The 26,438-nt window shown below is 70.8% G+C and carries 26 protein-coding genes and 1 riboswitch; of the genes, 17 read left to right on the top strand and 9 right to left on the bottom strand.

The annotated features are described in order from the left end of the window. Positions 1 to 39: 39 nt before the first annotated feature. Entirely contained in the window at positions 40 to 1,737 is a 1,698-nt protein-coding gene (locus tag SY2F82_RS23540; RefSeq protein ID WP_200421165.1) for an NAD(P)/FAD-dependent oxidoreductase, read from the top strand. A gap of 15 nt (positions 1,738 to 1,752) precedes the next feature. Here the strand turns inward: SY2F82_RS23540 and SY2F82_RS23535 are convergent, their stop codons facing one another. Both SY2F82_RS23535 and SY2F82_RS23530 read right to left on the bottom strand, forming a co-directional pair. Continuing rightward, on the bottom strand, positions 1,753 to 2,682 hold the full coding sequence (locus tag SY2F82_RS23535) for an LLM class F420-dependent oxidoreductase (RefSeq protein ID WP_200421164.1): 930 nt from the start codon (positions 2,680 to 2,682) through the stop codon (positions 1,753 to 1,755). Positions 2,683 to 2,769: 87 nt separating this feature from the next. Further along, the gene (locus SY2F82_RS23530; protein WP_200421163.1) at positions 2,770 to 3,444 is read right to left on the bottom strand and encodes a DUF5995 family protein; all 675 of its coding nucleotides are present in this window, start codon (positions 3,442 to 3,444) and stop codon (positions 2,770 to 2,772) included. 297 nt (positions 3,445 to 3,741) lie between these two features. Here SY2F82_RS23530 and SY2F82_RS23525 point away from each other — a divergent pair, with 297 nt between their 5' ends. Continuing rightward, on the top strand, positions 3,742 to 4,260 hold the full coding sequence (locus SY2F82_RS23525) for a glycoside hydrolase family 6 protein (RefSeq protein WP_308437787.1): 519 nt from the start codon (positions 3,742 to 3,744) through the stop codon (positions 4,258 to 4,260). Here the strand turns inward: SY2F82_RS23525 and SY2F82_RS23520 are convergent. Next, on the bottom strand, positions 4,242 to 5,657 hold the full coding sequence (locus SY2F82_RS23520) for a uracil-xanthine permease family protein (RefSeq protein ID WP_200421162.1): 1,416 nt from the start codon (positions 5,655 to 5,657) through the stop codon (positions 4,242 to 4,244). The genes SY2F82_RS23525 and SY2F82_RS23520 overlap by 19 nt on opposite strands. 349 nt (positions 5,658 to 6,006) lie before the next feature. Between SY2F82_RS23520 and SY2F82_RS23515 the strand changes: the two genes are divergently transcribed. Next, on the top strand, positions 6,007 to 6,465 hold the full coding sequence (locus SY2F82_RS23515; protein WP_200421489.1) for a thioesterase family protein: 459 nt from the start codon (positions 6,007 to 6,009) through the stop codon (positions 6,463 to 6,465). Positions 6,466 to 6,524: 59 nt separating this feature from the next. On the opposite strand, the gene SY2F82_RS23510 is transcribed toward SY2F82_RS23515, so the two are convergent. Further along, positions 6,525 to 7,067 (bottom strand): nuclear transport factor 2 family protein, encoded by a 543-nt coding sequence (locus SY2F82_RS23510; protein ID WP_236041762.1) that lies wholly within the window; start codon positions 7,065 to 7,067, stop codon positions 6,525 to 6,527. 304 nt (positions 7,068 to 7,371) lie between these two features. Here SY2F82_RS23510 and SY2F82_RS39070 point away from each other — a divergent pair, with 304 nt between their 5' ends. After that, complete coding sequence (locus tag SY2F82_RS39070; protein ID WP_236041761.1) at positions 7,372 to 7,707, top strand: GMC oxidoreductase; 336 nt, start codon at positions 7,372 to 7,374, stop codon at positions 7,705 to 7,707. Between the two features lie 167 nt (positions 7,708 to 7,874). On the opposite strand, the gene SY2F82_RS23500 is transcribed toward SY2F82_RS39070, so the two are convergent. Next, positions 7,875 to 9,149, bottom strand: a complete 1,275-nt coding sequence (locus tag SY2F82_RS23500) for an MFS transporter (RefSeq protein ID WP_374707198.1) — start codon at positions 9,147 to 9,149, stop codon at positions 7,875 to 7,877. Between the two features lie 134 nt (positions 9,150 to 9,283). On the opposite strand from SY2F82_RS23500, the gene SY2F82_RS23495 reads away from it, so the two are divergent. The 10 genes from SY2F82_RS23495 to SY2F82_RS23450 all read left to right on the top strand — a co-directional run bounded on the left by SY2F82_RS23495 (position 9,284) and on the right by SY2F82_RS23450 (position 18,490). Then, positions 9,284 to 10,516: an ROK family transcriptional regulator gene (locus SY2F82_RS23495; protein ID WP_200421158.1), complete on the top strand. Its 1,233-nt coding sequence runs from the start codon at positions 9,284 to 9,286 to the stop codon at positions 10,514 to 10,516. 347 nt (positions 10,517 to 10,863) lie between these two features. Then, a riboswitch (FMN riboswitch) is annotated at positions 10,864 to 10,994 on the top strand. Positions 10,995 to 11,142: 148 nt separating this feature from the next. Then, entirely contained in the window at positions 11,143 to 11,745 is a 603-nt protein-coding gene (locus SY2F82_RS23490; RefSeq protein ID WP_200421157.1) for a riboflavin synthase, read from the top strand. Next, a complete protein-coding gene (locus SY2F82_RS23485; protein ID WP_200421156.1) occupies positions 11,742 to 12,386 on the top strand; it encodes a nicotinamide mononucleotide transporter family protein in 645 nt (214 codons plus the stop codon). The genes SY2F82_RS23490 and SY2F82_RS23485 overlap by 4 nt, the downstream gene beginning before the upstream one ends. After that, a complete protein-coding gene (locus SY2F82_RS23480) occupies positions 12,383 to 13,675 on the top strand; it encodes a bifunctional 3,4-dihydroxy-2-butanone-4-phosphate synthase/GTP cyclohydrolase II (RefSeq protein ID WP_200421155.1) in 1,293 nt (430 codons plus the stop codon). Before SY2F82_RS23485 ends, SY2F82_RS23480 begins: the two co-directional genes overlap by 4 nt. A gap of 19 nt (positions 13,676 to 13,694) precedes the next feature. Continuing rightward, the gene (gene ribH / locus SY2F82_RS23475; RefSeq protein WP_103842313.1) at positions 13,695 to 14,180 is read left to right on the top strand and encodes a 6,7-dimethyl-8-ribityllumazine synthase; all 486 of its coding nucleotides are present in this window, start codon (positions 13,695 to 13,697) and stop codon (positions 14,178 to 14,180) included. A 34-nt stretch (positions 14,181 to 14,214) separates the two neighbouring features. Continuing rightward, positions 14,215 to 14,487: a phosphoribosyl-ATP diphosphatase gene (locus SY2F82_RS23470; protein WP_007491392.1), complete on the top strand. Its 273-nt coding sequence runs from the start codon at positions 14,215 to 14,217 to the stop codon at positions 14,485 to 14,487. Between the two features lie 54 nt (positions 14,488 to 14,541). Next, positions 14,542 to 15,390: an ATP phosphoribosyltransferase gene (gene hisG, locus SY2F82_RS23465; RefSeq protein WP_200421154.1), complete on the top strand. Its 849-nt coding sequence runs from the start codon at positions 14,542 to 14,544 to the stop codon at positions 15,388 to 15,390. A 14-nt stretch (positions 15,391 to 15,404) separates the two neighbouring features. Then, a complete protein-coding gene (locus SY2F82_RS23460; RefSeq protein WP_200421153.1) occupies positions 15,405 to 15,860 on the top strand; it encodes a PH domain-containing protein in 456 nt (151 codons plus the stop codon). A 225-nt stretch (positions 15,861 to 16,085) separates the two neighbouring features. Next, on the top strand, positions 16,086 to 17,423 hold the full coding sequence (locus tag SY2F82_RS23455) for a hemolysin family protein (RefSeq protein WP_200421152.1): 1,338 nt from the start codon (positions 16,086 to 16,088) through the stop codon (positions 17,421 to 17,423). Next, entirely contained in the window at positions 17,420 to 18,490 is a 1,071-nt protein-coding gene (locus SY2F82_RS23450; protein WP_200421151.1) for a hemolysin family protein, read from the top strand. The genes SY2F82_RS23455 and SY2F82_RS23450 overlap by 4 nt, the downstream gene beginning before the upstream one ends. Positions 18,491 to 18,656: 166 nt before the next feature. Here SY2F82_RS23450 and SY2F82_RS23445 read toward each other — a convergent pair whose 3' ends face one another. Together SY2F82_RS23445 and SY2F82_RS23440 are read right to left on the bottom strand one after the other, a co-directional pair. Then, positions 18,657 to 20,519 (bottom strand): AAA family ATPase, encoded by a 1,863-nt coding sequence (locus SY2F82_RS23445; RefSeq protein ID WP_200421150.1) that lies wholly within the window; start codon positions 20,517 to 20,519, stop codon positions 18,657 to 18,659. A gap of 430 nt (positions 20,520 to 20,949) precedes the next feature. Then, positions 20,950 to 21,612: a uridine kinase gene (locus SY2F82_RS23440; protein ID WP_200421149.1), complete on the bottom strand. Its 663-nt coding sequence runs from the start codon at positions 21,610 to 21,612 to the stop codon at positions 20,950 to 20,952. Between the two features lie 283 nt (positions 21,613 to 21,895). Between SY2F82_RS23440 and SY2F82_RS23435 the strand changes: the two genes are divergently transcribed. The 3 genes from SY2F82_RS23435 (at position 21,896) to SY2F82_RS23425 (ending at position 25,607) form a co-directional block, all read left to right on the top strand. Continuing rightward, a complete protein-coding gene (locus tag SY2F82_RS23435) occupies positions 21,896 to 23,254 on the top strand; it encodes a peptidase C39 family protein (protein WP_200421148.1) in 1,359 nt (452 codons plus the stop codon). Positions 23,255 to 23,398: 144 nt separating this feature from the next. Beyond that, positions 23,399 to 24,058: a TetR/AcrR family transcriptional regulator gene (locus tag SY2F82_RS23430; RefSeq protein WP_200421147.1), complete on the top strand. Its 660-nt coding sequence runs from the start codon at positions 23,399 to 23,401 to the stop codon at positions 24,056 to 24,058. A gap of 376 nt (positions 24,059 to 24,434) precedes the next feature. After that, positions 24,435 to 25,607, top strand: coding sequence for an acyl-CoA dehydrogenase family protein (locus SY2F82_RS23425; RefSeq protein WP_200421488.1), 1,173 nt, complete (start codon positions 24,435 to 24,437; stop codon positions 25,605 to 25,607). On the opposite strand, the gene SY2F82_RS39725 is transcribed toward SY2F82_RS23425, so the two are convergent. After that, the gene (locus tag SY2F82_RS39725; RefSeq protein ID WP_308437786.1) at positions 25,570 to 25,833 is read right to left on the bottom strand and encodes a hypothetical protein; all 264 of its coding nucleotides are present in this window, start codon (positions 25,831 to 25,833) and stop codon (positions 25,570 to 25,572) included. The two genes, SY2F82_RS23425 and SY2F82_RS39725, sit on opposite strands and share 38 nt — an antisense overlap. A gap of 102 nt (positions 25,834 to 25,935) precedes the next feature. Further along, the gene (locus SY2F82_RS23420; protein ID WP_200421146.1) at positions 25,936 to 26,373 is read right to left on the bottom strand and encodes a hypothetical protein; all 438 of its coding nucleotides are present in this window, start codon (positions 26,371 to 26,373) and stop codon (positions 25,936 to 25,938) included. Between the last annotated feature and the right edge of the window lie 65 nt (positions 26,374 to 26,438).

Here is a 26,438-nt window from a genome sequence, read left to right as displayed (position 1 = left end):
CCTCCCCCGAGTTCTTTCCGCGCAAGGAGTCCGTACCCCATGACGTCCACGGTGCCCAACGCCGTCGAGCACGCAGACGAGCAGCAGCCGCCGATCACCATGTTCGGCCCGGACTTCCCGTACGCGTACGACGACTTCCTCGCCCACCCGGCGGGCCTCGGCCAGATACCCGCGACCGAGCACGGCACCGAGGTCGCGATCATCGGCGGCGGCCTGTCCGGCATCGTCGCCGCGTACGAGCTGATGAAGATGGGCCTCAAGCCCGTCGTGTACGAGGCCGACCAGATCGGCGGACGGCTGCGGACGGTGGGCTTCGACGGGTGCGACCCGTCGCTGACCGCCGAGATGGGCGCCATGCGCTTCCCGCCGTCCTCCACCGCCCTGCAGCACTACATCGACCTGGCGGGCCTGGAGACGAGGCCGTTCCCCAACCCGCTCGCCGAAGCCACCCCGTCGACCGTCGTCGACCTCAAGGGCGAGTCGCACTACGCCGAGACGATCGACGACCTGCCGCAGGTCTACCGTGACGTCGCGGCCGCCTGGAACCGGTGCCTGGAGGAGGGCGCCGACTTCTCCGACATGAACCGCGCCATGCGGGAGCGCGACGTCAAGCGCATCCGTGAGATCTGGTCGAAGCTGGTCGAGAAGCTCGACAACCAGACCTTCTACGGCTTCCTCTGTGAATCCGAGGCCTTCAAGTCCTTCCGGCACCGCGAGATCTTCGGCCAGGTCGGATTCGGCACCGGCGGCTGGGACACCGACTTCCCGAACTCCATCCTGGAGATCCTGCGGGTCGTCTACACCGAGGCCGACGACCACCACCGCGGCATCGTCGGCGGCTCCCAGCAGCTGCCGCTGCGTCTGTGGGAGCGCGAGCCGGAGAAGATCGTGCACTGGCCGCACGGGACCTCCCTGAAGTCCCTGCATGTGAACGGCGAGCCCCGCCCCGCCGTGACCCGGCTGCACCGCACCACGGGCAACCGGATCACGGTGACGGACGCGAACGGCGACATCCGCACCTACCGGGCGGCGATCTTCACCGCCCAGTCCTGGATGCTGCTGTCCAAGATCCAGTGTGACGACGCCCTCTTCCCGATCGACCACTGGACCGCCATCGAGCGCACCCACTACATGGAGTCCAGCAAGCTCTTCGTGCCGGTCGACCGGCCGTTCTGGCTCGACAAGGACGAGGAGACCGGCCGCGACGTCATGTCGATGACGCTGACCGACCGGATGACCCGCGGGACGTATCTGCTCGACAACGGACCCGACAAGCCCGCCGTCATCTGCCTGTCGTACACCTGGTGCGACGACAGCCTGAAGTGGCTTCCGCTGTCCGCCAACGAGCGGATGGAGGTCATGCTGAAGTCGCTCGGCGAGATCTACCCGAAGGTCGACATCAGGAAGCACATCATCGGCAACCCGGTCACGGTCTCCTGGGAGAACGAGCCCTACTTCATGGGCGCGTTCAAGGCCAACCTGCCCGGCCACTACCGCTACCAGCGGCGCCTGTTCACGCACTTCATGCAGGACCGGCTGCCCGCCGACAAGCGGGGCATCTTCCTCGCCGGCGACGACGTCTCCTGGACGGCCGGCTGGGCCGAGGGCGCCGTGCAGACCGCGCTGAACGCCGTGTGGGGCGTCATGCACCACCTCGGCGGCGCGACCGACCCGGCCAACCCCGGTCCCGGTGACGTCTACGACGAGATCGCACCCGTCGAGCTCCCGGAGGACTGAGTCCTCCCGGGGCGGTCACACCCCGGCCGCCCGCGCCTTCTCGTACACCTCCGCGGCGACGTCCTTGAGCTCCTGGGCGTCCCGCGGGGTGGCCTGGAGGTCGACGAGGATCTCCTCCAGACCGATCGACGCGTGCGCGACCAGGTCCTCGACGATCTGGTCGGCGCTGCCCTGGAAGGGGCGGCGGTCGGCGCCGTCGTAGGCCTTGGCCTGGTACTCGGCGTTCACCCGAAGGACCGTCTGGATGGGCTCAGGACGGCCGCGTTCGGCCGCCAGGTCCTGCAGTTCCTGCCACTGGGTGGCGATCTGCTCGACGCCCATGCCCACCGGCAGCCAGCCGTCGGCGTGGTCGACGAGCCGGGTCAGGGCCTTCCTGTTGCTCGCGGCGAGCAGGATCGGGATCGGCCGGGCGGGCTTGGGCCCGACCACGGCGGACGCGATCTTCGTGATACGGCCCTCGTAGCGCACCGGGTCCGGGCCCCACACCGCGCGGCACACATCGATCACCTCGTCCAGCACCTGGCCGCGCTCCTTGATCGGGCGGATGCCCGCGGCCGCGTATTCGTCCAGGGACCAGCCGGTGCCGAAGCCGGCGATCACCCGTCCGCCGCTCGCCGCGTCCAGCGAAGCCAGGGCCTTGGCCAGCTGGAACGGCTGGTGCAGCGGGGCGACCAGCACGCTCGAGCCGAGCCGGGCCCGCTCGGTGGCCGCCGCGGCCAGGGTGAGGGTGACCAGGGGGTCGGCCACGTTGCGATACGAGTCCGGCCAGGGGAGGCCCTCGATGCCGTACAGGCCCTGACCGGCGGGCTCCGGGTACAGGGCCCGCTCGTACACCCACAGGCTCTCGTAGCCGATCTGCTCGGCGGTGCGTGCCACGTCGGGCACGTCCTTGCCGATCTCGTACTGCCGGTTCTGCGGAAGGCCGAGTCCGAGCCGGGTCGCCATGCCTGTGCTCCTTCGCAAGGGGGTCTGCGCGGGTCAACGTACAGCGATCTCAAGGGAGTTCCCGGTCCGACAGGCAGGATGACCGGATCAGCGCGTCAGTGGCGTGAGCAGCATCCGGCTCGCGAACCCCACCGCGGCGTCGAGGCGCCGTTCGAACTCCTCGGCCACGTCCGCCAGTTCCCGCAGTGCCCACAGGGCCCTGGCCGCCGACCAGGCCGCCTCGCGTGCCCGCTCCAGGCTCCAGGCTCCGATCAGATGGGTGAGCGGGTCGGCGATCTCGAGCAGGTCGGGACCGGGCATGAGGTCTTCGCGGATGCGTTCCTCCAGCGCGACGAGGACGTCGCCGACACGCTCGAACTCGTTCTCGAGATCGGCCGGTTCGCAGCGGAGCGCACGACAGGCGTCCACGACGGCGAGCGCCAGGTCGTGCCCGATGTGCGCATTGATGCCTGCGAGCGCGAACTGCAGCGGCCGTACGCCGGGATGGCGCCGGAACTGGAACAGCGGTCGCCAGCAGGCCGGGACCGGTGCCCCTTCGGCCACGGACAGGTACCGCTCGGCGAACCGGACGTCCAGGGTGACCGCCTGCCGTCGATCGGCGAAGTACCCACCGTCCAGGCGCCGGTCGATCTCCTCGGTGACGGCGAGGTAGACCCGGTTGAAGACCGCGACGCCGTCGTCCTCCGGCCAGGTCCCGCCGAGCGCGCGCATGCGAGTGACGACCGTGTCCACTTCTGTCGTGAACTGCTCCAACCCCACCATGAGGGCAGAGTTCCAGCCCTGCGCCCACCGGGGCGCCACCGGCCCGCGGGCTTCCCCGGAACGGGGGACGGCACCGATGGGCCATGAGGGGGACAGGGGAGCGGCAGGTGTCCGACTTACGCATCCGGCGGCCGGCCGAGCGGCGGGCCGCGCGCAGGCGCGCCGCGCGACGCGCCGTCATGGTGCGGTGGCGTCGCTGGTGGTCGCGGTGGGCACCGCGGCGGGGACGATGTCCGCGCTCGACGACGGGCGCGGGACCGACCGGGCCCGGCTCGCCGTGACCCGCCGGGCGCCATCGTGCCGCCGCCCGTCCCGTCGCCGACGCCGGGCCGAAACGCCCGGGACGTCCCCGACGCCGAGCCTCACCCGGGTCTCGTCCGCCGCTCCCGCCCCACTCTCTCCCCCTCCGCCCGCAGTCCGAGGACAGGGGTAGTGCCCGTGCGGCTCTACCGTCGCCCCGACTCGCCGGTACTCGACTGGATAGCCACCCACCCCGACGACCCCCGGCGGGCATCGAGTCATGCATCGCAGACCGCCCCGCCACCGTCCGGTTCGCCGACACCCCACACCGTCGACGATCACCACCCGCGTGCGGGCCGTCACCTCGGCCGCGGGTGCCGAGGGCCGCGTCCCCGCCGGGCCGACGGTCAGTGGTGCGACCCGGCCGGCCGCAGGATCGGGCAGACCCCGACGCCGCGTACGGGACAGACCAGGACCGACGCCTGTCAGTGGGTGAAGCTGCCGGGCGAGTCGGACGGCCGCAAGGGAACGCCGGGAGCGTTCTCGCTGTCGTACGTCTACGACTTGGCGCGGTGAGCCTTCGCGTCGGCTTCCTTCTCGGCCTCCTCGTCGTAGGCGGAGGTGCCCGAGTCCAGAAGCGGCTCCTGGGCCTTGAGGTGGGCGGGGGCGAACGCCCGCAGCGCGTGGTAGCCGGTGATGACGACCAGCGTGCCCAATGCGATGCCGCTCAGCGAGAAGTGGTCGGTGAACTTCATGGTGACGTTGCCGACACCGATGATGATGCCCGCCGCGGCCGGCACCAGGTTCAGCGGGTTGCGCAGGTCCACCTTGGCGTGGAGCCAGATCTGCGCGCCGAGCAGACCGATCATGCCGTACAGGATGACGGTGATGCCGCCGAGCACTCCGCCGGGGATGGCAGCCACGACCGCGCCGAACTTGGGGCAGATCCCGAACAGGAGGGCGAAGCCGGCCGCGGCCCAGTAGGCGGCGGTCGAGTAGACGCGGGTGGCGGCCATCACGCCGATGTTCTCGGAGTACGTGGTGTTGGGCGGGCCGCCGACCGCGGTGGAGAGCATCGAGGCGACCCCGTCGGCGGAGATCGCCGTGCCCAGCCTGTCGTCCAGCGGATCGCCGGTCATCTCGCCGACCGCCTTGACGTGCCCCGCGTTCTCCGCGACCAGAGCGATCACCACGGGCAGCGCCACCAGGATCGCGGACCACTGGAAGGACGGTCCGTGGAAGTGGGGCAGGCCGATCCAGTCCGCCTTGCCGACGCCGGACAGGTCCAGGCGCCAGTGGTCGGTGAGCTTTCCGCTCGCGTCCACCGAGTGGATCTTCCCGAAGACGCGGTCGAACAGCCAGGAGATCCCGTACCCGAACACCAGCCCGAGGAAGATCGCGATTCGGGACCAGAACCCGCGCAGGCACACCACGGCCAGCCCGGTGAACAGCATCACCAGCAGCGCGGTCCACTGGTCCTGCGGCCAGTACGTCGACGCGGTCACCGGCGCCAGGTTGAAGCCGATCAGCATCACGACCGCGCCGGTCACGATCGGCGGCATCGCCGCATGGATGATCCGCGCCCCGAACCGCTGGACCGCGAGGCCGATGAGGAACAGCACGATGCCCACGACGAACACCGCGCCGGTCACGGTGGCGCTGGTGCCGCCCTGCGCCCGGATCACCGCGGCGACACCCACGAAGGACAGTGAACAGCCGAGGTAGCTCGGTATCCGGCCGCGCGTCGCCAGCAGGAAGATCGCGGTGGCGACGCCGGACATCATGATCGCCAGGTTGGGGTCCAGGCCCATGAGCACGGGCGCCACGAAGGACGCACCGAACATGGCCACGACGTGCTGGGCGCCGAGCCCGACCGTACGGGGCCAGGAGAGGCGTTCGTCGGGACGGACGACCGCTCCGGGCGCGGGCGTGCGCCCGTCACCGTGCAACTTCCAGCGCACGCCGAGGTCCATGGTGCGGCTTCTCTTTCTCTGTACGTGAAGAACTGTCCGAACCATTGTCACCGGCACCAGGGGGCCCTGCGCTCACACGGTTACAGTCGCGAACTGTGTTCACGTGTATGATCGGCGGTACGCCTGCCCAGAAGGCGGTGCACCTGCTGGAGGCATCGTCCGGCGGTGACCTGTGGGCGCCGAGGCCGGCCGCCGAGCAGCCGGAATCGATCGCCGGCCGACCCGTGGACGGGAGGTCCTGAGCGAGCGCTTACCATGGCTGGGATCAAGCGCCGCAGTTGTCGTGAGCGCCTCACCGGGTCAGATCGAGGAGCCCCCGCCCGTGACCGTCGAAGCCGATCCCGCGTCCGTGACCGCCGAGACCCGGCCAGGGCCCGTCGTGTCGTACGGCCGACTGATCCCCGTCACCGTCCACTTCGACGACCTGGACGCGCTCGGACTGCTGCACAACGCCCGCTACCCGGTCATGGTCGAGCGCGCCTGGTCCACCCTGTGGCAGGAGCGCGGGTACCGCTTCGAGGGCGACTGGGAGGCGGCGGGCGACTTCTGCAACGCCGTCAAGGAGCTGCGGATCAGCTACGACGCCCCGGTCGCCAAGCCGGGCGCGTACGCCGTTCACCTGTGGCTGGAGCGGCTCGGGAACACCGGGCTCACGTACGGGTTCCGGTTCTGCTCGGCCGACGGGGCGGTGACGTACGCGCACGGCACCAGGGTCCTCGTACGGCTCGACGCGACCACGCTGCGGCCGACCTCGTGGAGCGAGCGGTTCAGGGCGACGGGCCGGGAACTGCTGCGCTCGGCGGACTGAGGAGCTCTGAGGAGCTCATCGACGACTGGGGCCGGTTCCGGGTTCGAGGGGATTGACCTTCACGGTTCGACATCGAGGCGGGGCGACGTCAGCTGGTTGAGGGGGACCCTGCCGTCCAGTACGTCCAACGGTGTGGTGACCACGGGCAGGCGCCGGACGATGTCGTCGTTCAGCAACTGCGTCTGCGCGAGCACCGCCGTTTGATCCCAGTAGATGCGCTCGCTCCGCACACGCGGGCCTCGGAAGTCCACGACGGCGATGACGGGTATACGGACCTGCTGCCCGGTGGGTGCCAATCCAGGCAGAATCCAGGGCACCTCGATGTCGTGGGTGAACGACACGATCATTTCGTCTACGAGGCTGTCGTCTCCCACCGTGCGGGATATCGAACGCACAGTGAAATCGTCCGGGTTCCGTCCAATGAACCAGCGTGCGTAGAAGTCCTTGACGCCGTCGTACCCGCTACCGCCCATGGCGGTCGGCACATGGACGACGATGGGGTCGTCGTCCATCGTGGCCATCGTGGCCTCCACGTCCTGCGCCACGAACTCGCCGGCGGTGTGGGCTTCCCAGATACGCTCCATCGTTGCGCGATCAGCCATGCCCGCTCCCGACAGTAGGCGTCTCGGCTGTGCGGGTGTCTCGGGTCTCGGGACAGCCATACGCCGCTGCCCCTTGCGCCGCATCCCCTTCTTCTGGACGCGAGGAAGACACCGCAGATTCAGGATAGGCAGGTGTGGGTCCGCGCGCTGTCAGGCGTTTACCGAGTTCGGCCTCTTTCAACGGAACGGGGCCATCCGTTTCAGCCGGTATCCGATAGCTCTCCGCGATCTCCGGTGTCGTCAGTGCCGAAAGCATGTCCGCGGTGCGAGCCAGGAGCTCCGACGCCCTACTGGAGAGACGCTCGTGGCGGGCGTACGCGAGGCACAACGCGTCCTGCAGCAGCCGGACTTCGCGCAGTGGGTGGGCAAGCCGCTCACGGATGGCGCCCTGTCCGAGGACCTCGACGACGTCACCGCCTACATCCGCGCCACCGGCGGCAGTATCCACCACCTCGTGATCACCTGCCGGATGGGCACGGACGAGCGCTCGGTGGTCGACCCGACGTTCGCGGTCAGAGGGCTGACGGGTCTGCGTGTGGTGGACGCCTCCGCGATGCCGAGCATCGTACGGGCCCACACGCACGCACCCGTGACCATGCTCGCCGAACGGGCGGCGGACGTGCTCCTCCAGCAACGCTGAAGCGTCGAAGAGGCCGAGGCCCTTCCACACCCGTGAGCGGCACGTCCACCCCATGAGCCGCCCCGACCAGCGATCCCCCGGCTGGTCGGGGCTCCTCTCGCAGCCGACCCCCCAGGACCCGGCATCAGCGCCAGGGCGCCGATCCGCATCCGGTGGACACAGGCACCTCAGTCGCTTCGGCGGTCCGAACCCGGGCGCCGAGCCTCGGGCAGGGAACAGAACGGTTCCTCCACCGCTGGTACCCGCCCCGAGGATGCGGCACCGGCGGCCGTCGCACCCTGTGGGCGGCCTCGGTCGCCCGCTCGGAGGACCCCCGCGAACCCCGCGAGCCCGCAGGCCAGGACGGTCACCAGACCGAACGACGCGACCAGGCTCGTGGCCTGGGCCAGCGTGCCGATCGCGCCCGGCGCGACCAGGCCCGAGGTGTACGTGATGGTGGCCACGCCCGCGATGGCCTGGCTCGGGTTGGGGCCGCTGCGGCCCGCCGCCGCGAAGCACAGCGGGACGACGACCGCGATGCCCAGACCCATCAACGCGAAGCCGCCCATGGCGAGAGCCGGGTGGTTCGCGACGACGATGAGCAGCCCGCCGAGCGCGGCGAGGACACCGCCCACCCGGACGGTGCGCACCGCCCCGTAGCGGTCCACCACCTTGTCCCCCGCGATCCGCGCGAGTGCCATGGTGAGCGTGAAACCGGTGGTGCAGGCGGCGGCCAGTCCCGCGGAACTGTCCAGCTGGTCGCGCAGATAGACCGCCGACCAGTCAAGGCTGGCGCCCTCCGCGAACACCGCGCAGAAGCCGACCGCACCGATGAGCAGCGCCGACTTGGGCGGCAGCGCGAACCGGGGCGGCGGCTCCTCGTCCTCGGCGGGCTGCAGGTCGAGGACCCAGGTGCAGGCGACGAGGCCCAGTACGGTCAGCACGGCGGCGGCCAGGGCGTGGTGCAGCCGGGCGTCCGAGCCGAGGTGGGCGGCGAGCGTGCCGGCCGCCGAGCCGATCAGGGCGCCGGCGCTCCACAGGCCGTGCAGTCCGGACATGATCGACCTGCCGAGGCGGTTCTCCACCTCCACACCGAGCGCGTTCATCGCGACGTCCGCCATGCCGGCCGAGGCGCCGTAGACGAACAGGGCCGCGCACAGGGTGAGCAGATCGGGGGAGAGGGAGGGCAGGAGGAGGGACAGCGTCCACAGGGAGAGCAGTCCGCGCAGCGCAGTCCGGGCGCCGAACCGGTGGCTGATCCGGCCCGCGAGCGGCATCGCCAGGGACGCGCCGAGCGCGGGGAACGCCAGGGCGATGCCGAGCTGGCCGGCGCTGACGTGCGCGTGGTCCTGGATCCAGGGCACGCGGGTGGCGAACGAGCCGGTGACGGCGCCGTGCACGGCGAACACCGCCGCCACGGCGTACCGGGCGCGCCTCACCTCTTGTCGGCTCGCTTCACTCATCTCGCTCATTCTCGGGCCCCTCCCGGCGGTGTCCTCCCTGCGCGCCGACGTAAACTATCAGGAACCCTGCCTGATAGATAGGGGCCCGAGGCCGCGCCGGAGCGGCGCGGTGGCAGATCTGGAAGGATCCCGGCATGCCCGCATCCCCGAGCACCGCCCGGGCCATCAACGACCGGCTCGCCCTGCGCCTGCTTCAGCAGGAAGGCCCCTTGACGGCAGGGCAGTTGAAGCAGCTGACCGGGCTGTCCCGGCCCACGGTCGCCGACCTCGTCGAACGGCTCACGGCCGCCGGACTGATCGCGGTGGTGGGGGAGTCGGGCGAGCAGCGACGCGGGCCGAACGCGCGGCTGTACGGGATCGTCGCCGACCGGGCCCACCTCGGGGCCCTGGACGTGCGCACCGAGAGCGTTTCCGTGCTGGTGTCGGATCTGCTGGGCGGGGTGCTCGCGGAGGCCTCCGTGCCGATCGGCGGCGACACCGGCACCGGGCCGGCGGTCGAGCAGGCGGTGCTGCTGGTGGAGCGTGCCGCGAAGGAGGCCGGTGCCGACAGGCTGCACACGGTCGGGATCGGGGCGCCCGGGCTCATCGACCCCGCCACCGGTGAACTCCGCGACTCCGCCGGGCTGCCGGAGTGGCACCGCCGCCTGGTCGCCGCGCTCCAGGAGCGGCTGCCCGCCCGGGTGATCGTCGAGAACGAGACCAACCTCGCGGCGCTGGCCGAGCAGCGCGAGGGCGTGGCGCGGGACCGCGACACGTTCGTCCTGCTGTGGCTGGGTCATGGCACGGGCGCGGCGGTGGTCCTGGACGGCGCACTGCGCCGCGGCGCTTCGGGCGGCACGGGCGAGATCGGCTTCCTGCCGGTCCCGGGCACCGCCACCCTGCCGTCGGCGACGGACTGCGAGGGCGGATTCCACTCCCTGGCGGGGGCGGCGGCGATCGTGGAACTGGCGGGAGAGCACGGGTTGTCGGCGGGGCGGGCCGCGCGAGAACTGCCGGCGGCGGCCCTGGTGCGGGGGGCGGTCGCGGCGGTCGCGGGGGTGGAGGCGGGCGGCGGCAGCGGGGTGACGGAGGTGCCCCCGGAGGAGCGGGCCGGCCGTTTCCTCGACGCCCTCGCCGACCGGCTCGCCGTCGGTGCCGCCTCCGTGGCCGCCATCCTCGATCCCGGCTGTGTCGTGCTCGGGGGTGAGGTCGGGCAGGCGGGCGGGGACGTCCTCGCCGCGCGGGTCGCGGAGCGTCTGGCCCGCGTGTCACCGCTGGCCACCGACGTGCGCGCGAGCACCCTGGGCGGCGGCGCGGTCCTGCGGGGAGCACTGCTGACGGCACGGGACGGAGCCCAGGACGAGCTGTTCACGCCCCCTGAGCGGTAGGCGTCCGCCCTGCGAAAGGAGCCCGCACGGCGACAGGCGGCCGTACCGCTGCGGTCATGCCATCCGCAGGCCCGGCGGCGGGCAAGGGCCTTCGTCACCGCCGCCGGGCCGTTCGAGGGCGGCGCACCGCGCCGCGAGCGCCGACCCTAGGTGGGGCGGATCAGCCCCGTCAATAGGTATGGACCAATCTCAAGTGGCTCTCGTGAAGCGCCTGTTGCCGTGGTGGGGACGAAGGCGGGCAGGCGCCGTAGTCGAAGATGTCCAGCATGTGAACATGTGAGGCACCACACAGCAGTTCACCGGGTTGGCCATCGATCAGTCGTGGCACACTGAGGCTGTACCAGAAGCAGCGCACTCCGGGGTCGGTGAAAGTCCGAACCGGCGGTTATAGTCCGCGACCCGGTCGCTTCCAGCGGCCGGTTGACCAGGTGGAATTCCTGGACCGACGGTTAAAGTCCGGATGGGAGGCAGTGCGCGGCGGGCGGGCATTCGTGCGCGCCGCCGTCTCGGCTCGTCCATGCGGACGAGGCCAGTCCGGCGTCGCCCCCGGTGTCCCCGCTCGTGTCTGCTGTCGTCATCGACAGGCCCCGGAGTCCGTGCCCCATCGAGGCAGGAGGACCCGGGAAGTGTTCACCGGAATCGTCGAAGAGCTGGGTGAGGTCACCGCCGTCGAGAATCTCGGCGACTCCTCCCGCTTCCGGCTCCGTGGACCCGTCGTCACCGAAGGCGCCCGTCACGGCGACTCCATCGCGGTCAACGGCGTCTGTCTCACCGTCGTGGAGCACGAGGGCGACGAGTTCACCGCCGACGTCATGGCGGAGACCCTGAACCGCTCCAGCCTCGGCGCCCTCACGGTCGGCTCCCGTGTCAACCTCGAACGCCCCACCGCCGTCGGCACCCGTCTCGGCGGCCACATCGTGCAGGGCCATGTCGACGGCACCGGCACGGTCCTGGAGCGCCGGCCCTCCGAGCACTGGGAGATCGTGAAGATCTCGCTCCCGGCGGACCTGTCCCGCTACGTCGTGGAGAAGGGCTCCATCACGGTGGACGGCATCAGCCTCACGGTCGTCGAGGCCGGAGGCGACCACTTCTCCGTGAGCCTCATCCCGACCACCCTCGCGCTGACCACCCTCGGCCTCAAGCAGCCCGGCGACCCGGTCAACCTCGAGGTCGACATCATCGCCAAGTACGTCGAGAGCCTCCTGGCCGGTCAGGGGGCCACCAAGTGAACTGGCTGAACTCCGAGGCCTTCACCCTCCTCGGCCAGCACATCAAGTGGTCCGACATGATCGGCAACGTGATCGGTCTGCTCGGCCTCGCCTTCGGCTGGCGGCGCTCCATATGGAGCTGGCCGGTGCAGTTCCTGTCCGGCCTGATCCTCTTCGCCGCCTTCGCCACGGCCCACCTCTCCGGCAGCGCCGGCAAGCAGGTCGTCGTCATGGTCGTCGCCGTCTACGGCTGGTGGCAGTGGAACCGCGGCAAGGGCCAGGCGGCGGACGGTCACATCGCGCCGCGCTTCGCCACCTGGCGGGAACGCGGCATCCTCGTCGGCGCCGCGGCCGTGGGCACCCTCGCCGTGGCCGGCCTGTTCACCGCCTACCCGGCGCTGTCGTGGGACCCGTGGCCGGACGCGTACATCTTCGTCGGCACGATCGTCGCCATGTACGCCCAGGCGCGCGGCATGGTCGAGTTCTGGTTCGCCTGGCTGCTCGTCGACGCCGTCGGCGTCCCGCTCAACTTCGCCAACGGCTTCGCCTTCTCCGGATTCGTCTACGTCATCTACGGCGCACTCGTCCTGTGGGGCATGCGCGACTGGTGGCTGCGCTCCCGCAGGGCCGCGCGGCCCGTCCTGGAAGGAGCCGCCGTATGAGCACGGCGCCGATTCTGTACAGCACGGACACCATCGAGGACTTCGCGCTCGACCCGGTCGAGCAGGCCGTAGCCGACATCGCGGCCGGCCGCCCGGTCGTGGTCGTCGACGACGAGGACCGCGAGAACGAGGGCGACCTCGTGATCGCCGCCGAGAAGATCACCCCCGAGATCGTCGCCTTCATGATGAGCGAGTGCCGCGGCCTGATCTGCGTCCCCATGGAGGGCGAGGAGCTGGACCGGCTCGGGCTCCCCCAGATGGTCGACGAGAACAACGAGTCGATGAAGACCGCCTTCACGGTCTCCGTCGACGCCTCCGCCGCCCACGGCGTGACCACCGGTATCTCCGCCTCCGACCGCGCCACCACGCTTCAGCTGCTGGCGAGCGGCACGGCTGAGCCCTCGGACTTCGTGCGGCCCGGCCACGTCTTCCCGCTGCGCGCCAAGTCCGGCGGCGTCCTGGTACGCAACGGCCACACCGAGGCCGCCGTCGACCTCGCCCGGCTCGCGGGACTGCGCCCGGCCGGCGCCATCGTGGAGATCGCCGGCGAGGACGGCCACATGCTGCGGCTGCCGGAGCTGATCCCGTTCGCCCGCAAGCACGGTCTGACGATCATCTCCATCGAGGACCTGATCGCCTACCGCCGCACCTCGGACGAGCCGACCGTCCGCCGCGAGGCCGAGGTCCGGCTGCCCACCGCCCACGGCACCTTCACGGCGTACGGCTACCGGTCCACCGTCGACGGCGTCGAGCACGTCGCCCTCGTCCACGGGGAGATCGGCGACGGTGAGGACGTTCTGGTCCGCGTCCACTCCGAGTGCCTGACCGGCGACGTCTTCGGCTCCGCCCGCTGCGACTGCGGCCCCCAGCTGGAGGCGTCCCTGCGGCGCATCCAGGCCGAGGGCCGGGGCGTGGTCGTCTACCTGCGCGGCCACGAGGGACGCGGTATCGGACTGATGTCCAAGCTGCGCGCGTACGAACTCCAGGAGCGCGGTCGTGACACCCTGGACGCCAACCTGGAGCTGGGCCTGCCCGCCGACGCCCGCGACTACGCCGCCGGCGCCCAGATCCTGAAGGACCTCGGCGTGAGCAGCGTGCGCCTGATGACCAACAACCCGGAGAAGACCGCCGCCCTGCTGCGCTACGGCCTCAAGGTCACCGCCCGGGAACCGATGCCCGTCCAGGCGGGTGAACACAACCTCCGCTACCTGCGCACCAAGCGGGACCGGATGGGGCACGACCTGCCCTGGCTGGACACGACCGCCGTGTCCGCCTGCGGCAACCAGTAACAGAGCACTGAGGAGAGACGTGAGCGGCAAGGGTGCACCGGAGCTGTCCGTACGCAACGTGAGCGACCTGCGGGTCGCCGTCATCGCGGCACAGTGGCACGACAAGGTGATGGACGGTCTGGTCGACGGCGCCCTGCGCGCCCTGCGGGAGCTGGGGATCGACGAGCCGACCCTGCTCAGGGTCCCCGGCAGCTTCGAGCTGCCGGTCGCGGCGAAGGTCCTCGCGGGCCGCGGATACGACGCGATCGTCGCCCTCGGCGTCGTCATCCGCGGTGGCACCCCCCACTTCGACTACGTGTGCCAGGGCGTCACCCAGGGCCTGACCCAGGTCTCCGTCGAGACCGGCGTCCCGGTCGGCTTCGGGGTGCTGACGTGCGACACGGAGGAGCAGGCCCTGGACCGCGCGGGCCTCGAGGGTTCCAACGAGGACAAGGGGCACGAGGCGGTGACGGCGGCGGTGGCGACGGCCGCCACGCTCCGCTCAGTATCTGAACCCTGGCACTGAGGTACGGCCCTCAGCGCGTAGGGTTAGGACCACCATGTCCAAGAAGACGTTCGAGGAGCTCTTCACCGAGCTCCAGCACAAGGCCGCCCACGGCGATCCCGCCACTTCCCGCACCGCCGAGCTGGTCGGCAAGGGCGTCCATGCCATCGGCAAGAAGGTCGTCGAAGAGGCCGCCGAGGTCTGGATGGCCGCCGAGTACGAGGGCAAGGAGGCGGCCGCCGAGGAGATCTCCCAGCTGCTGTACCACGTCCAGGTGATGATGGTGGCGCGCGGGATCTCCCTGGACGACGTCTACGCCCACCTCTGAGCCGTAAACCGAATACCTGTACACCCATACGCACGAACGAAGGAAGCCGACCTCATGCTGCGCATCGCCGTCCCCAACAAGGGTTCACTGTCCGGCCCTGCGGCGGAGATGCTGCATGAGGCCGGCTACCAGCAGCGCCGGGAGTCCAAGGAGCTGAGGATCGTCGACCCGGAGAACGAGGTCGAGTTCTTCTACCTCCGCCCCCGCGACATCGCCATCTACGTCTCCTCCGGCCGCCTCGACATCGGCATCACCGGCCGTGACCTGCTCATCGACTCCGGCGCCAACGCCGAGGAGATCCTCCCGCTCGGCTTCGCCCGCTCCACCTTCCGCTACGCCACCAAGCCCGGCACGGCGAAGGGCGTGGAGGACCTCAACGGCATGACGATCGCCACCTCCTACGAGGGCATCGTCGCCAAGCACCTCGCCGACAACGGCATCGACGCCGCCGTCGTCCACCTGGACGGCGCGGTGGAGACCGCCATCCAGCTCGGCGTCGCCGAGGTCATCGCGGACGTCGTCGAGACCGGCACCTCGCTGCGCAACGCAGGCCTGGAGGTCATCGGCGAGCCGATCATGAAGTCCGAGGCGATCGTCGTCCGCCGCACCGGCGCCGACGCCGAAGAGACCAAGGTCCAGCAGTTCCTGCGTCGCCTCCAGGGCGTCCTGGTGGCCCGGACGTACGTGATGATGGACTACGACTGCCGCGTCGAGCAGCTCGAGAAGGCCGTCGCCCTCACCCCGGGCCTGGAGTCCCCGACCGTGTCGCCGCTGCACAACGAGGGCTGGGTCGCCGTGCGGGCCATGGTCCCGGCCAAGGAGGCCCAGCGGATCATGGACGACCTGTACGACATCGGGGCCCGGGCCATCCTCACCACGGCCATCCACGCCTGCCGCCTCTGAGGAACCGCGCACCGATGTCGGACCTGCCCACCCTTCCCGTCACGTTCAGGCCGGGCCGTACCCGCGCCGTGCTGCTGACCGCGGGCGTCGCGATACTCGTCGTGATCACCACGGTCGCGCTGCTGCTGGACCAGCTCACCACCGGGGAACGCCTCAGCTTCATCCTCACGGCGGCCCTTCTCTTCGCAGTGCTGCTCCTGCTCGCCCGGCCGAAGGTCGTCGCCGACGAGAGCGGAGTCACCGTCGTCAACATCGCCAGCCGGCGCCAACTGGACTGGGCGGAGATCGTCCAGGTCAACCTGCGTCCCGGCGACCCCTGGGTGTTCCTGAACCTCAGCGACGGCACCAGCCTGCCCGCCCTCGGCATCCAGCCGGGCATCGCCAAGAAACGCGCCATCGAGGACGCACACGCCCTCCGGGCGCTCGCCGAGGCCCGCTCCACGGCCCATCCCGAGCGACATCAGGGCTGACTCGGGGACGTCCACCCTGCCGCACAGGGTGGAGTCTTGATTAATCTGGTGGCAGAGGCGCTTGCGTGGCGCCTCCGCCCCTGAGGTTCCACCCGGTGCTCAGGGGTTCCTGCTACCCGAGGAGTGACTCCCTCCGGCGATGGACGGATCGTCCTGTAGTACCTGCGCCGCCCCCTGCCGACATAGCGCGGACCGTGTCCGTGTGAACGCGGAGGCGGCGGCATCATGACCATCCCCTTGCTGCTCCTCGGGGCGGCGTTCCTGCTGATTCTCGCCAACGGCTTCTTCGTGGCGGCCGAGTTCGGGCTCGTCACGGTCGAGCGCCCGGACGCCGAGCGGGCCGCGGCCGAGGGCGACCGGCGCGCCCGTACGGTCGTCGAGTCGCTCAAGGAGCTGTCCTTCCAGCTCTCCGGCACCCAGCTCGGCATCACCATCACCTCGCTCGTCGTCGGCATGCTCGCCGAACCGGCGCTCGCCGAACTGCTGCACACCCCGTTCGCGCTGATCGGGCTCCCCGAGGGCGCGGCGAGCGGCGTCGCGGTCGTCGTCGGCATGCTGCTCGCCTCGGCCGCGCAGATGGTGATCGGGGAACTCGTCCCCAAGAACTGGGCGGTGTCCCGGCCCCTCCAGGTCGCCCGCTTCGTCGCGGGCCCCCAGCACCTGTTCTCCCGGCTGTTCCGGCCGGTGATCGCGGCCCTGAACGCGGTCGCGAACCGCCTGGTGCGGGCCCTGGGCGTGGAACCCGCCGAGGAGCTGGCCTCCGCCCGCACCCCGGGCGAGCTGGTCTCGCTGGCCCGCCACTCCGCGCGGGCCGGCGCGCTGGAACAGGACACGGCCGACCTCTTCGTCCGCACGCTCTCCCTGGGGGAGCTGACCGCCCAGCACGTGATGACCCCGCGAGTGCGGGTGAGCGCGCTGCAGTCCTCGGCCACCGCGCAGGACGTGGTCAACCTCACCCGGGCCACCGGCCTGTCCCGCTTCCCCGTCTACCACGACAAGATCGACGAAATCGTCGGCATGGTCCACCTCAAGGACGCCCTGGCGGTGCCCTCCCACGAACGGCTGCGCACCCCCGTCACCCGGATCGCCCAGGCACCGCTGCTGGTCCCGGAGACGCTGCCCGTGCAGCCCCTCCTGGAGCTGCTGCGCAGCCAGCAGCCCATCGCCGCCGTCGTCGACGAGTACGGCGGCACGGCCGGCGTCGTCACCCTGGAGGACATCGTCGAGGAACTGGTCGGCGAGGTGCGCGACGAGCACGACGGCCTCTACCTGCCGGAGCTCGCCGTGGCGCCGCCCGAGGACGGGTGCCCCGCGTGGGACGCCGACGGAAGCTGCCGCGTCGACGTCCTGAAGCGGATAGGCCTGGATGTGCCCGAGGGGCCGTACGAGACCGTGGCCGGACTGGTCGCCGACCTGCTGGGCCGGATCCCCGCCCTCGGTGACCGTGCCGAGCTGCCGGGCTGGCGGCTCACCGTCCGCCAGGTCGGCCACTACCGCGCCGAGCGCGTCAGGCTCGTGAAGCTCGCGGACGCCCCCGCGCCGGCCGCGGAGGCGGTGCGATGAGCGTGCTCCAGCTCCTGTTCGCGGCGCTGCTGGTGCTCGTCAACGGGTTCTTCGTCGGCGCCGAGTTCGCGCTCGTGTCCGTGCGCCGCAGCCAGATCGAGCCGCTGGGGACCACCAGGGCGCGGCAGGTGCTGTACGGTCTCGAACGGCTGCCGCAGATGATGGCCGCGGCCCAGTTCGGCATCACCGTGTGTTCCCTTACCCTGGGCGCCGTCGCCGAGCCGACCGTGGCGCATCTGCTCGAACCGGTCTTCGCTGCGGCGCACATCCCCGACGACTTGGTCCACCCGCTCGGCTATGTGATCGCGCTCGCGGCGGTCGTCTTCTTCCATCTGGTGATCGGCGAGATGGTGCCGAAGAACCTGGCGATGGCGGCCCCGGAGAAGGCCGCGCTGTGGCTGAGCCCGGGCCTGGTGGCGTTCGCGCGGCTGTGCCGTCCGGTCACGGTCACGCTGAGCGCCTGCGCGCGGGTGATCCTCAAACTGTTCCGGGTCGAACCGAAGGACGAGGTCGAGGCCGCCTTCACCAGTGAACAGCTCAACCAGCTCGTGGAGGACTCCGGCCAGGCCGGCCTGCTCGACCCCGAGGAGGCGGAGCGCCTGGAGGACGCCCTGGAGCTGGGCTCGCGCCCGGTCACGGACGTGCTCCTGGACCCGGACCTGCTGGTGACGGTCGAGCCCACGGTGACCCCGGGCGAGGTCGTGGCACTCACCGCGCGCACGGGCTACTCACGCTTCCCCGTGGTCGCGGGGAACGGCGCCTTCATGGGCTATCTGCACGTCAAGGACGTCCTCGACCTCGAGGAATCCGAACGGGCGGTGCCGCAGCAGCTCTGGCGGCCCATGACGACGCTCGCGGCGGAGCTCCCGCTGGACGACGCGCTCACGGTGATGCGCCGGGCGGCCACGCATCTGGCCCAGGTGGCGGACACCTCCGGCCGGGTCCTGGGTCTGGTCGCGTTGGAGGACGTACTGGAGCTGCTGGTCGGCGAGGTCAGGGACCCGGCGCACCGGGAGGCTCCGCCTCAGCCGCGCATGGCGGAACCGAGGGAAGCGGTACCGAGCTGAGAAGGGTTCTCCGCGCCCCGTTCAGGGGCGCGGGGCCCTGTCGACATGCGGCTTTGCCGCGATGAGGGGCCCCCTGTTCGAGCGAAGCCGAGCACTCGGGGAAGCGACAAGCCACGACGAATCCGCGGCCGCAGACGCGCAGGCACGACCGAGCTGGTGGGCGCCGCTACAACCCCGATGGATCCTGCGGCCCCCGGCCGGACAGGACCTCCCCATAGGCCTGCATCAGGTCCGGCAACCGCAATGTCGACAAGTCGTCCCTCGACGGCATCCCCGGATAGCCGCTCAGCCGCAGATCCCGATACGCACAGCTCTTCTCGTACAGCGTCCGCAGGAACCGCCCGTTCCCGAGCTCGTCGATCCACCCCTGGTCCACCACATGCCCGGCGATCGACCGGAGCTCCTCCAGAGCCTCCTCGTCCCAGACGTCCCCGTTGTCGGCGGCCAGCACCTCGCCGATCGCCGTCAGCTCCAAGGGACGGTACGAGGGAAAATCGACCCGCGTCGTGAAGCGTGAGGACAGTCCCGGGTTGGCGGCCAGCAACCGGTCCATTCCCTCGGGGTACCCCGCGAGGATCACCACCAGGTGGTCCCGGTTGTCCTCCGCCCGCTTCAGCAGCACCTGAAGCGCCTCGTCCCCGTAGGCGTCCCCCTTGCCGTATCCGGAGTTGGACAGCGAGTACGCCTCGTCCACGAACAGGACGCCGCCGATCGCGGAGTCGATCAGCTCGTTCGCCTTCACCGCCGTCTGACCCAGGTACTCGCCCACCAGGTCCGCCCGCTGCGCCTCCACGAGGTGATCGCCGCCGAGCAGGCCGAGCGCGTAGAAGACCCGCCCCAGGATCCTCGCCACGGTCGTCTTGCCGGTGCCGGAGGGCCCCGAGAACACGAAGTGCCGTTTGGGCGGCTGGACGGGTAAGCCCTGACCGGCCCGCAGCCGGGCCATGTTCAACTGCGCCGACAACGCCTTGACCTGGCGCTTGACCGGTTCCAGACCGACCATGCGCTCCAGCTCGGCCAGCGCCTCCTCCAGCAGTTCCGGATCCGTGGGCCCGGCCGGCCACGACTGTGCCGGTACCGAGGCGGCCTTCTCCCGCACGAGGTCGCCCTGCGCCGGCAGCGGACCGGTCGGCGGCGGTTCGGGATCGGACAGCTTCACGTCCCGGCCCTCGGCTCCGAAGAGCGGATCGAGACCGTCCGGTGCTTCCAGCGTGTCGCCGCCTCCGGCGAGCGCCATCGCCGTCAGGTCGGTCGAATCGTCGTACCCGTCGCCCTCGGCGATCGCGGCGAGCCGCGCCGAGGTGTCCATGAACGCCGGGTCCACCCGGTGCACGGCCCGGTACAGGGGGAGCGCGGCGGCCGAGCGACCCGTGCCCTCGTGCGCCCGCGCCAGCCAGTACCGCAGCTCCTTGCGCTGCGGCTGCTCGCTGCGGCAGCGCATCAGGGCGGCGGCGAGCAGTGGCTCGGCCTGCCCGAACATCTCCAGCCGGACCCGGGCCATGCCGCCGAACAGTCCGGCCTCTATGCCGAGCATGGGATCGTCGATCAGTGGATCGGTGTGCCGGACCAACTGCTCCCAGTCCTTGACCAGGTAGGCCCGGCAGGCGTGCAGGAAGCGCACCTGGGGGTCGGTGTCGACCGGCGGCAGGCCCGCCAGCGCGCGGTCCAGCTCCGGGACGTGGCGGCCGTCCAGCCAGTGCGAGGCGTGCGCCAGCAGCAGGTCGCGCGGGCTCTCCAGCACCGGCTGCACCCACCAGCCCAGCCAGTACCAGGAGTTGAGGGTGCGCCGGTGTCGCGTCCGCTGTTCCCCGAAGCGGTCGCGGTGGCGGTACATCCTCAGCAGCGCGGTCGTCGTGTCGACGCGCAGCGCGTGCAGCCCGAGCCAGCCGTCGGCCATCCCCGGATCCATCCGGACCGCGGCGCGGAACTCCTCCTCCGCCTGCGGATAGGCGCCCATCGTGTAGGCGTCGACCCCTCGCAGCCAGGCGAGGTCGGCCGGGGCCTGAGGGCCCTGCGTGCCGAAGTCCATCACGTCCCCCACAAACCGTGCCCCCGTTGGTTCACCGCCGGGCCCGTGCCCGTCGGCCGCCTTGCTCGAACCGCTGTGCCGCGGACCGGAGTTGCCACGGTGCGCAGAGCAGCGTCCGAACGTCGCACCAAGAGGCATCGTACCTGCGGGGGAGGGGCGCACGAAGGGTGCCGCACGGGCCGTTCGGCGAGGTGGGAGCAGACGGGGCGCGCGGCGCGTGGTGACCGAGGGTGAGCGGATCACGCCTCTTGGCGCGCACGGAAGGTGCTGAGAGCAGAACGAAGCCCCCGATCACGGGGGAACAACCGGGGGCTTCGCGTCTGGGTGCGACTGCGAAAGCCGCACATTGAGAACGTAAGACCTGTACGGCCCCCCGGTCAAGCCGACTTGGGGCACTCGAGGAAGTTGCCCGGCGAGGATCTTCACGAGTTCAGCACACTGCCGATGGGTCGTCACTGTGGGTGAGATCTTGTTCGGGACCAGGAACCCCGGCCGGCCCGGGAAGCACCTCATATCCCTCGTGCTTCTGATGCACCAGAAGGCAGGCGTGGGGTCGCGAGGGGTCCTCGGCGAAGTGCCGGCGCTCCGCGTCGACCCAGCCGTCCCAGAAAGCGCGTTGTTCCTCGCCGTCCCGGGCCCGCCCGCGCGTCCACGCCTCCTCGCGCGCCAGATCCATCCACAGCAGCCGGGCGAGATATGGGCGCAGCGCCCGGCGGCCGGCGCCGACCCCCTCGATCAGGATCACGGGCGCGGATGGCAGCGCACGGGAGGGGCCGAAGCGCCGGGCGTGCCAGTCGTAGGGCCGGTAGTGCGCGGTCCGGCCGTGGCCGAGCGGCACGATCACCTCCCGCAGCAGCCGGTCCGTCCAGGAGAACAGCTCCTCATGGGTGGCGATGTCGTCCAGGTGCAGCAGGGGCGCGCCGCCGAGTGCGGCCGCCAGGTGTGCGGCGAACGTGGATTTCCCCGACCCCGCGTGCCCGTCGACGCCGACGAGACGGACGGGTCCGCAGGAGGGCGGTAGGTGCTGAAGGCGGGACGCGAGAGCGTGAATGACGATTCCCGGGCGAGAAGGTGTGGCGGCATGTTTCGGCATGTTCTCGACGGGACAGCTTACTCGGGCGAATGGGCTGTCCCTCTTCGCGGAGAAAGCGACCTCTCTCCGGAATTTCCCCTACTTCGGGTTCGGTGTGAACGAGGGTGATTCGCCTCTTCGAATTCCCGACCCCCATTCCCGGAAAACCGCCACAGGTCGGGACCAATATTGGTGGGCGCGTCGGCGGCCGAAGTGCTGGCAGAAGTCCGTGTGCGGCGGCCATAGTTGGCGCACACCGTGCGTCCGAACCGCTGCTTGAAGGACTCCTGGGGGTCACTTACCGATGACCAGAGCTTCAGAGCCGTCCCGCAGAACCATCCTCGCCGCGGCGGCCGCCGCGGCCACGGCGGCCGGCACCGCGGGCCCGGCGGCCGCCGCCACGCCGACCGCCCGGCCGACGAAAGCATCCCCGAGCCTCGTGGACTACCGTGCCTGGACCTCGTACGCCGACTGGCGAAGCGGCACGGCGCAGGGCGTTCGCGCCCTCGCCGGCCTCCGCCCCGGCCTGGTGATCGCCACGCCCGCCGGTCGCACCGACTACACCGACCCGCACACCGGGAAGTCCGCCACCTGGGAGTACGCCGCCTGGGCCTCCCCGGCGCACCGCCTCGCCGTCCCGGCCACCGAGCTCGTCGCCTCCTGGAACGCGCACACTCCGGCCGGCACCTGGCTCCAGGTCGAACTGAAGGGCACCTACTCCGACGGCACGGACACCCCCTGGTACGTGATGGGCCGCTGGGCGGCCGGCGACCAGGACATCCGCCGCACCTCCGTGGACGGCCAGAGCGATGGCAGGAGCGACATCTGGACCGACACCTTCGCCATCGCCGATCCCGCCTCTGGCCTGCGCCTGGTGTCGTACCGTCTGCGCCTGACCCTGTACCGCACACCCGGCACACGGATCACGCCGACGGTGTGGCGGCTCGGCGCCATGGGCTCCGACGTCCCGGACCGGTTCACCGTCCCGGCCTCCACACCCGGGCTCGCCGAGGAACTGATCGTCCCGCGCTACTCGCAGGAGATCCACAAGGGCCAGTACCCGGAGTACGACAACGGCGGCGAGGCCTGGTGCAGCCCCACGTCCTCGCAGATGATCATCGAGTACTGGGGGCGGAGGCTCACACCCGAACAACTGTCCTGGGTCAACCCGGCGTACGCGGACCCGCAGGTCTGCCATGCCGCCCGCTTCACCTACGACCACCAGTACCAGGGCTGCGGCAACTGGCCCTTCAACGCGGCCTACGCGGCCACGTTCAAGGACCTCCAGGCAGTGGTCACCCGGCTGTCCTCACTCACCGACCTGGAGACGCTGATCGCTGCGGGCATCCCGGCCATCACCTCGCAGTCGTTCCTGAAGGAGGAGCTGACGGGGGCGGGGTACGGGACCGCGGGGCATCTGATGACCGTGATCGGGTTCACCGCCGACGGCGACGTGATCACGAACGACCCGGCGTCGCCGAGCGACGAGGCGGTGCGGCGCGTGTACCGGCGGCGGGAGTTCGAGAACATCTGGTTGCGCACCAAGCGGTACAACGCCTCCGGCAAGGTCGCCTCCGGCACCGGCGGCGTCTGCTACCTGTACTTCCCGGCCCGGCCCACCTCGCGGCAGCGCAAGGCGCTGGCGGCGGTGGGCGTCCGCTGACGCGCCCACGGGGGAACCGGGCGGCGCATTTCCCAACGGGGTCCGACTCCGGCGGCCCACTCCGCCGATCAAGTCGAACATGCTGCTGGTGTCATTCTGCGATACTGCGGATGTCCCGCCGGTAGTTGGAGACTTGGGCCGAAATTGAAGAGCAGTCAACAGCGAGGTGCCGTGCGCCCCCAGGCGCGCGGTACCGACCGCTCCCTGGCGCGCCGCGCCGAACTCATCGCCATCGGGCGGAAGTTATTCGCCGACACCTCCTACGACACGCTGTCGATGGATGACATCGCGCGTCATGCCCGGGTGGCGAAAGGGCTCATCTACTACTACTTCAAATCGAAACGCGGCTATTACCTCGCCATCGTCGAGGATTCGGTGGCCGACCTCGTGACCTCCGCGGCCGCCGGCCTGGACCTGCCGCCGGTGGAACGGGTGCACCGCACCATCGACCGCTATCTGCGCTACGCCGAGCAGAACCAGGCCGCCTTCCGCACCATCGTCAGCGGCGGCGTGGGCTTCGACGCACAGGTCCACGCCATCCGGGACGGGGTGCGCGAGGCGATCGTCACCACGATCGCCGAGGGGGCGTACGGGCGGCGCGACATCGCTGCGCTGGTGCGCACGGGACTGCTCGGCTGGGTGTGCGGCGTGGAGGGCGTGACCCTCGACTGGATCGACCGCCCGGTACTGTCCCGCGACACCATGTGCGACCTGCTCGCGAAGATGCTGGGCGGCACCCTGCGCGCGATCGAGGAACTGGACCCCGCGTACCCGGCCCCGCCTCCGGCCCGCCGACCGATCTGACCGCAACCGAAGACCGATCGACAACGGGAGGACCGGTCGACAACGGGAGGACCGATCGACCCCCGAGCGGTGCCACCCGGGGACAGGCGAAGCCGTCACGGGCTGGTCCATGGTGATTGCAGACAGTCCCGGGACGAGACCCCGTCCGTCGGATGTCGATCACGCCGCGGCACGGCATCCGCTTTCTTGAAGTAAGCGGTCGTTAACCGGTGACGCCGTGCCTCCGATCGGGCATACTCCAAGCGCCACAGCCGCTGGTCAGCCGCCTCCGCGACCCGGAGCGGCGAGCATCGGCCAGGCCCAGTGAGACCCGGCGGCGCCGCCCCACCCAAGGCGCATGTCCGCCGACGTGCCCAAGAGGGAGGAGAGCGTCGCCATGCCCGACCGCGCCCCGCAGCCGGTGGACCGACAACTGCCCACGGACGAGGCCCGGGATCTGATCTCGCTCGTCCGCGACATCGCGCAGCGCGAGATCGCCCCGAAGGCGGCCGAGGAGGAGCACTCCGGGCAGTTCCCGCGCGAGACCTTCCGCCTGCTCTCCGACTCCGGACTGCTCGGCCTGCCGTACGACTCCGAGTACGGCGGTGGCGACCAGCCCTACGAGGTCTACCTGCAGGTCCTCGAGGAGCTGGCCGCGGCACGCCTCACCGTCGGCCTCGGCGTCAGCGTCCACACCCTGGCCTGCCATGCCCTCGCGTACTACGGCACCAAGGAGCAACAGCTGGAACACCTGCCCGCGATGCTCGGCGGGGGCCTGCTGGGCGCCTACTGCCTCTCCGAGCCGTCGTCCGGGTCGGATGCCGCATCCCTGCGGACGAAGGCGGTTCGGGACGGCGACCACTGGGTGATCACCGGTACCAAGGCATGGATCACCCACGGAGGGATCGCCGACTTCTACACCGTGATGGCGCGCACCGGCGAGGAGGGTCCCCGCGGGATCACCGCGTTCCTCGTCCCCGGCGACGCCGAGGGACTGAGTGCCGCGGCGCCCGAGAAGAAGATGGGCATGAAGGGGTCGCCCACCGCACAGGTCCACTTCGACGGGGTGCGCGTGCCGGAAGCGCGGCGCATCGGCGACGAGGGACAGGGCTTCGCGATCGCGCTGTCCGCGCTCGACTCGGGGCGGCTCGGCATCGCGGCCTGCGCCATCGGCCTGGCCCAGGCGGCCCTGGACGAGGCCGTCGCGTACGCCACCGGGCGCCGGCAGTTCGGGCGGCCGATCTCGGACTTCGAGGGGCTGCGCTTCCTGCTCGCCGACATGGCGACACAGATCGAGGCGGGCCGGGCGCTGTACCTGGCGGCGGCACGGCTGCGGGACGCCGGGCGTCCGTTCGCCAAGCAGGCGGCCATGGCCAAGCTGCACTGCACCGACACGGCGATGAAGGTCACCATCGACGCCGTCCAGGTGCTCGGCGGGTACGGCTACACCGTGGACTTCCCGGTCGAGCGCTACATGCGGGAGGCCAAGGCGCTGCAGATCGTCGAGGGGACGAACCAGATCCAGCGCATGGTCATCGCCCGTCACCTCGCTGGTCCCGAGTCCCGCTGAACGACTCCTGGCCCGCCGCAAGCCGGCGCTGGCCGGCCGGGGGCGCCGCGAGCCGCACCCATTCCGGGTCGTGGCGCCCCGGGAGCGTGCGCCCGCGGTCGGCCCAGGCGCGCATCAGCGCGCGGTAGATGGGCGGATCCTGCGGCTGCGGCGGCGGCAGCGTCGCCGCCGGTACCGGAATGAACACCGGCCGCCGGGGTCCGGTCGCCGAATAAGTGGGGCTCATGCACGGAGCAACGCCGCGACGCCCGCCGAGGTCACCGACCCCGCTAATCGAGCGTGAGTTCCGCGGCGGATCGCCCGTGGAACCGCCACTGCTCGTGACGTGTCAGGCGGCCTGGCGGCGCAGTGTCGCGAGCCGCAGCGGGCGCGAGCCCGGGCCGCCGACGTGCGAGAACGGCTGCGTGCGCCAGTCGAGCCCCTGAGGGAGGGTCAGCAGCAGGGCGGTGTCCTGCTCCTGAGGCTCCAGGGACTCGTCCGCCGGGCGGGCGTCGGCCGCCGCACGGCCCGTACCGGAGCAGACCGTGAGACCGAACGGATTCCACGGCGAGGCGCACAGCGCGTGCTCGGGCAGGACCTCCTCCTCCGCCAGGAGCGCGATGGGCTGCGCGCAGTCCGGGCAGATCACCCGGTACATCTCGAAGGTGTCGTACGCGTCGAACTCATCGCCGTCGAGGGCGTCGGGTTCGACGCCCTCCGGCTCGGGCTCGATGACCGGCTGCTGCCGCTTGGGCACGGTACGACCAGGGCGCTTGGGATTCTGCATGGGTTTCTCCCCCTAGGGCTGGGCCGACAAGGCACTGCGGCCTCGACCACAGCAAGCACTTCCCG

The sequence above is a fragment of the Streptomyces sp. Y2F8-2 genome, assembly GCF_014905555.1.
In the GTDB taxonomy this organism is placed as follows: Bacteria; Actinomycetota; Actinomycetes; order Streptomycetales; family Streptomycetaceae; genus Streptomyces; species Streptomyces cynarae.
This window is presented reverse-complemented; position numbering and strand designations above follow the sequence as displayed.

Bases quoted from the DNA above. Each gene is read 5' to 3' on its own strand.
- SY2F82_RS23540 (WP_200421165.1), top strand. From the start codon at position 40: ATGACGTCCACGGTGCCCAACGCCGTCGAGCACGCAGACGAGCAGCAG.
- SY2F82_RS23535 (WP_200421164.1), bottom strand. From the start codon at position 2,682: ATGGCGACCCGGCTCGGACTCGGCCTTCCGCAGAACCGGCAGTACGAG.
- SY2F82_RS23530 (WP_200421163.1), bottom strand. From the start codon at position 3,444: ATGGTGGGGTTGGAGCAGTTCACGACAGAAGTGGACACGGTCGTCACT.
- SY2F82_RS23520 (WP_200421162.1), bottom strand. From the start codon at position 5,657: ATGGACCTCGGCGTGCGCTGGAAGTTGCACGGTGACGGGCGCACGCCC.
- SY2F82_RS23510 (WP_236041762.1), bottom strand. From the start codon at position 7,067: ATGGCTGATCGCGCAACGATGGAGCGTATCTGGGAAGCCCACACCGCC.
- SY2F82_RS23500 (WP_374707198.1), bottom strand. From the start codon at position 9,149: ATGAGTGAAGCGAGCCGACAAGAGGTGAGGCGCGCCCGGTACGCCGTG.
- SY2F82_RS23495 (WP_200421158.1), top strand. From the start codon at position 9,284: ATGCCCGCATCCCCGAGCACCGCCCGGGCCATCAACGACCGGCTCGCC.
- SY2F82_RS23480 (WP_200421155.1), top strand. From the start codon at position 12,383: ATGAGCACGGCGCCGATTCTGTACAGCACGGACACCATCGAGGACTTC.
- SY2F82_RS23470 (WP_007491392.1), top strand. From the start codon at position 14,215: ATGTCCAAGAAGACGTTCGAGGAGCTCTTCACCGAGCTCCAGCACAAG.
- hisG (WP_200421154.1), top strand. From the start codon at position 14,542: ATGCTGCGCATCGCCGTCCCCAACAAGGGTTCACTGTCCGGCCCTGCG.
- SY2F82_RS23460 (WP_200421153.1), top strand. From the start codon at position 15,405: ATGTCGGACCTGCCCACCCTTCCCGTCACGTTCAGGCCGGGCCGTACC.
- SY2F82_RS23455 (WP_200421152.1), top strand. From the start codon at position 16,086: ATGACCATCCCCTTGCTGCTCCTCGGGGCGGCGTTCCTGCTGATTCTC.
- SY2F82_RS23450 (WP_200421151.1), top strand. From the start codon at position 17,420: ATGAGCGTGCTCCAGCTCCTGTTCGCGGCGCTGCTGGTGCTCGTCAAC.
- SY2F82_RS23445 (WP_200421150.1), bottom strand. From the start codon at position 20,519: ATGGACTTCGGCACGCAGGGCCCTCAGGCCCCGGCCGACCTCGCCTGG.
- SY2F82_RS23440 (WP_200421149.1), bottom strand. From the start codon at position 21,612: ATGCCGAAACATGCCGCCACACCTTCTCGCCCGGGAATCGTCATTCAC.
- SY2F82_RS23435 (WP_200421148.1), top strand. From the start codon at position 21,896: ATGACCAGAGCTTCAGAGCCGTCCCGCAGAACCATCCTCGCCGCGGCG.
- SY2F82_RS23425 (WP_200421488.1), top strand. From the start codon at position 24,435: ATGCCCGACCGCGCCCCGCAGCCGGTGGACCGACAACTGCCCACGGAC.
- SY2F82_RS39725 (WP_308437786.1), bottom strand. From the start codon at position 25,833: ATGAGCCCCACTTATTCGGCGACCGGACCCCGGCGGCCGGTGTTCATT.
- SY2F82_RS23420 (WP_200421146.1), bottom strand. From the start codon at position 26,373: ATGCAGAATCCCAAGCGCCCTGGTCGTACCGTGCCCAAGCGGCAGCAG.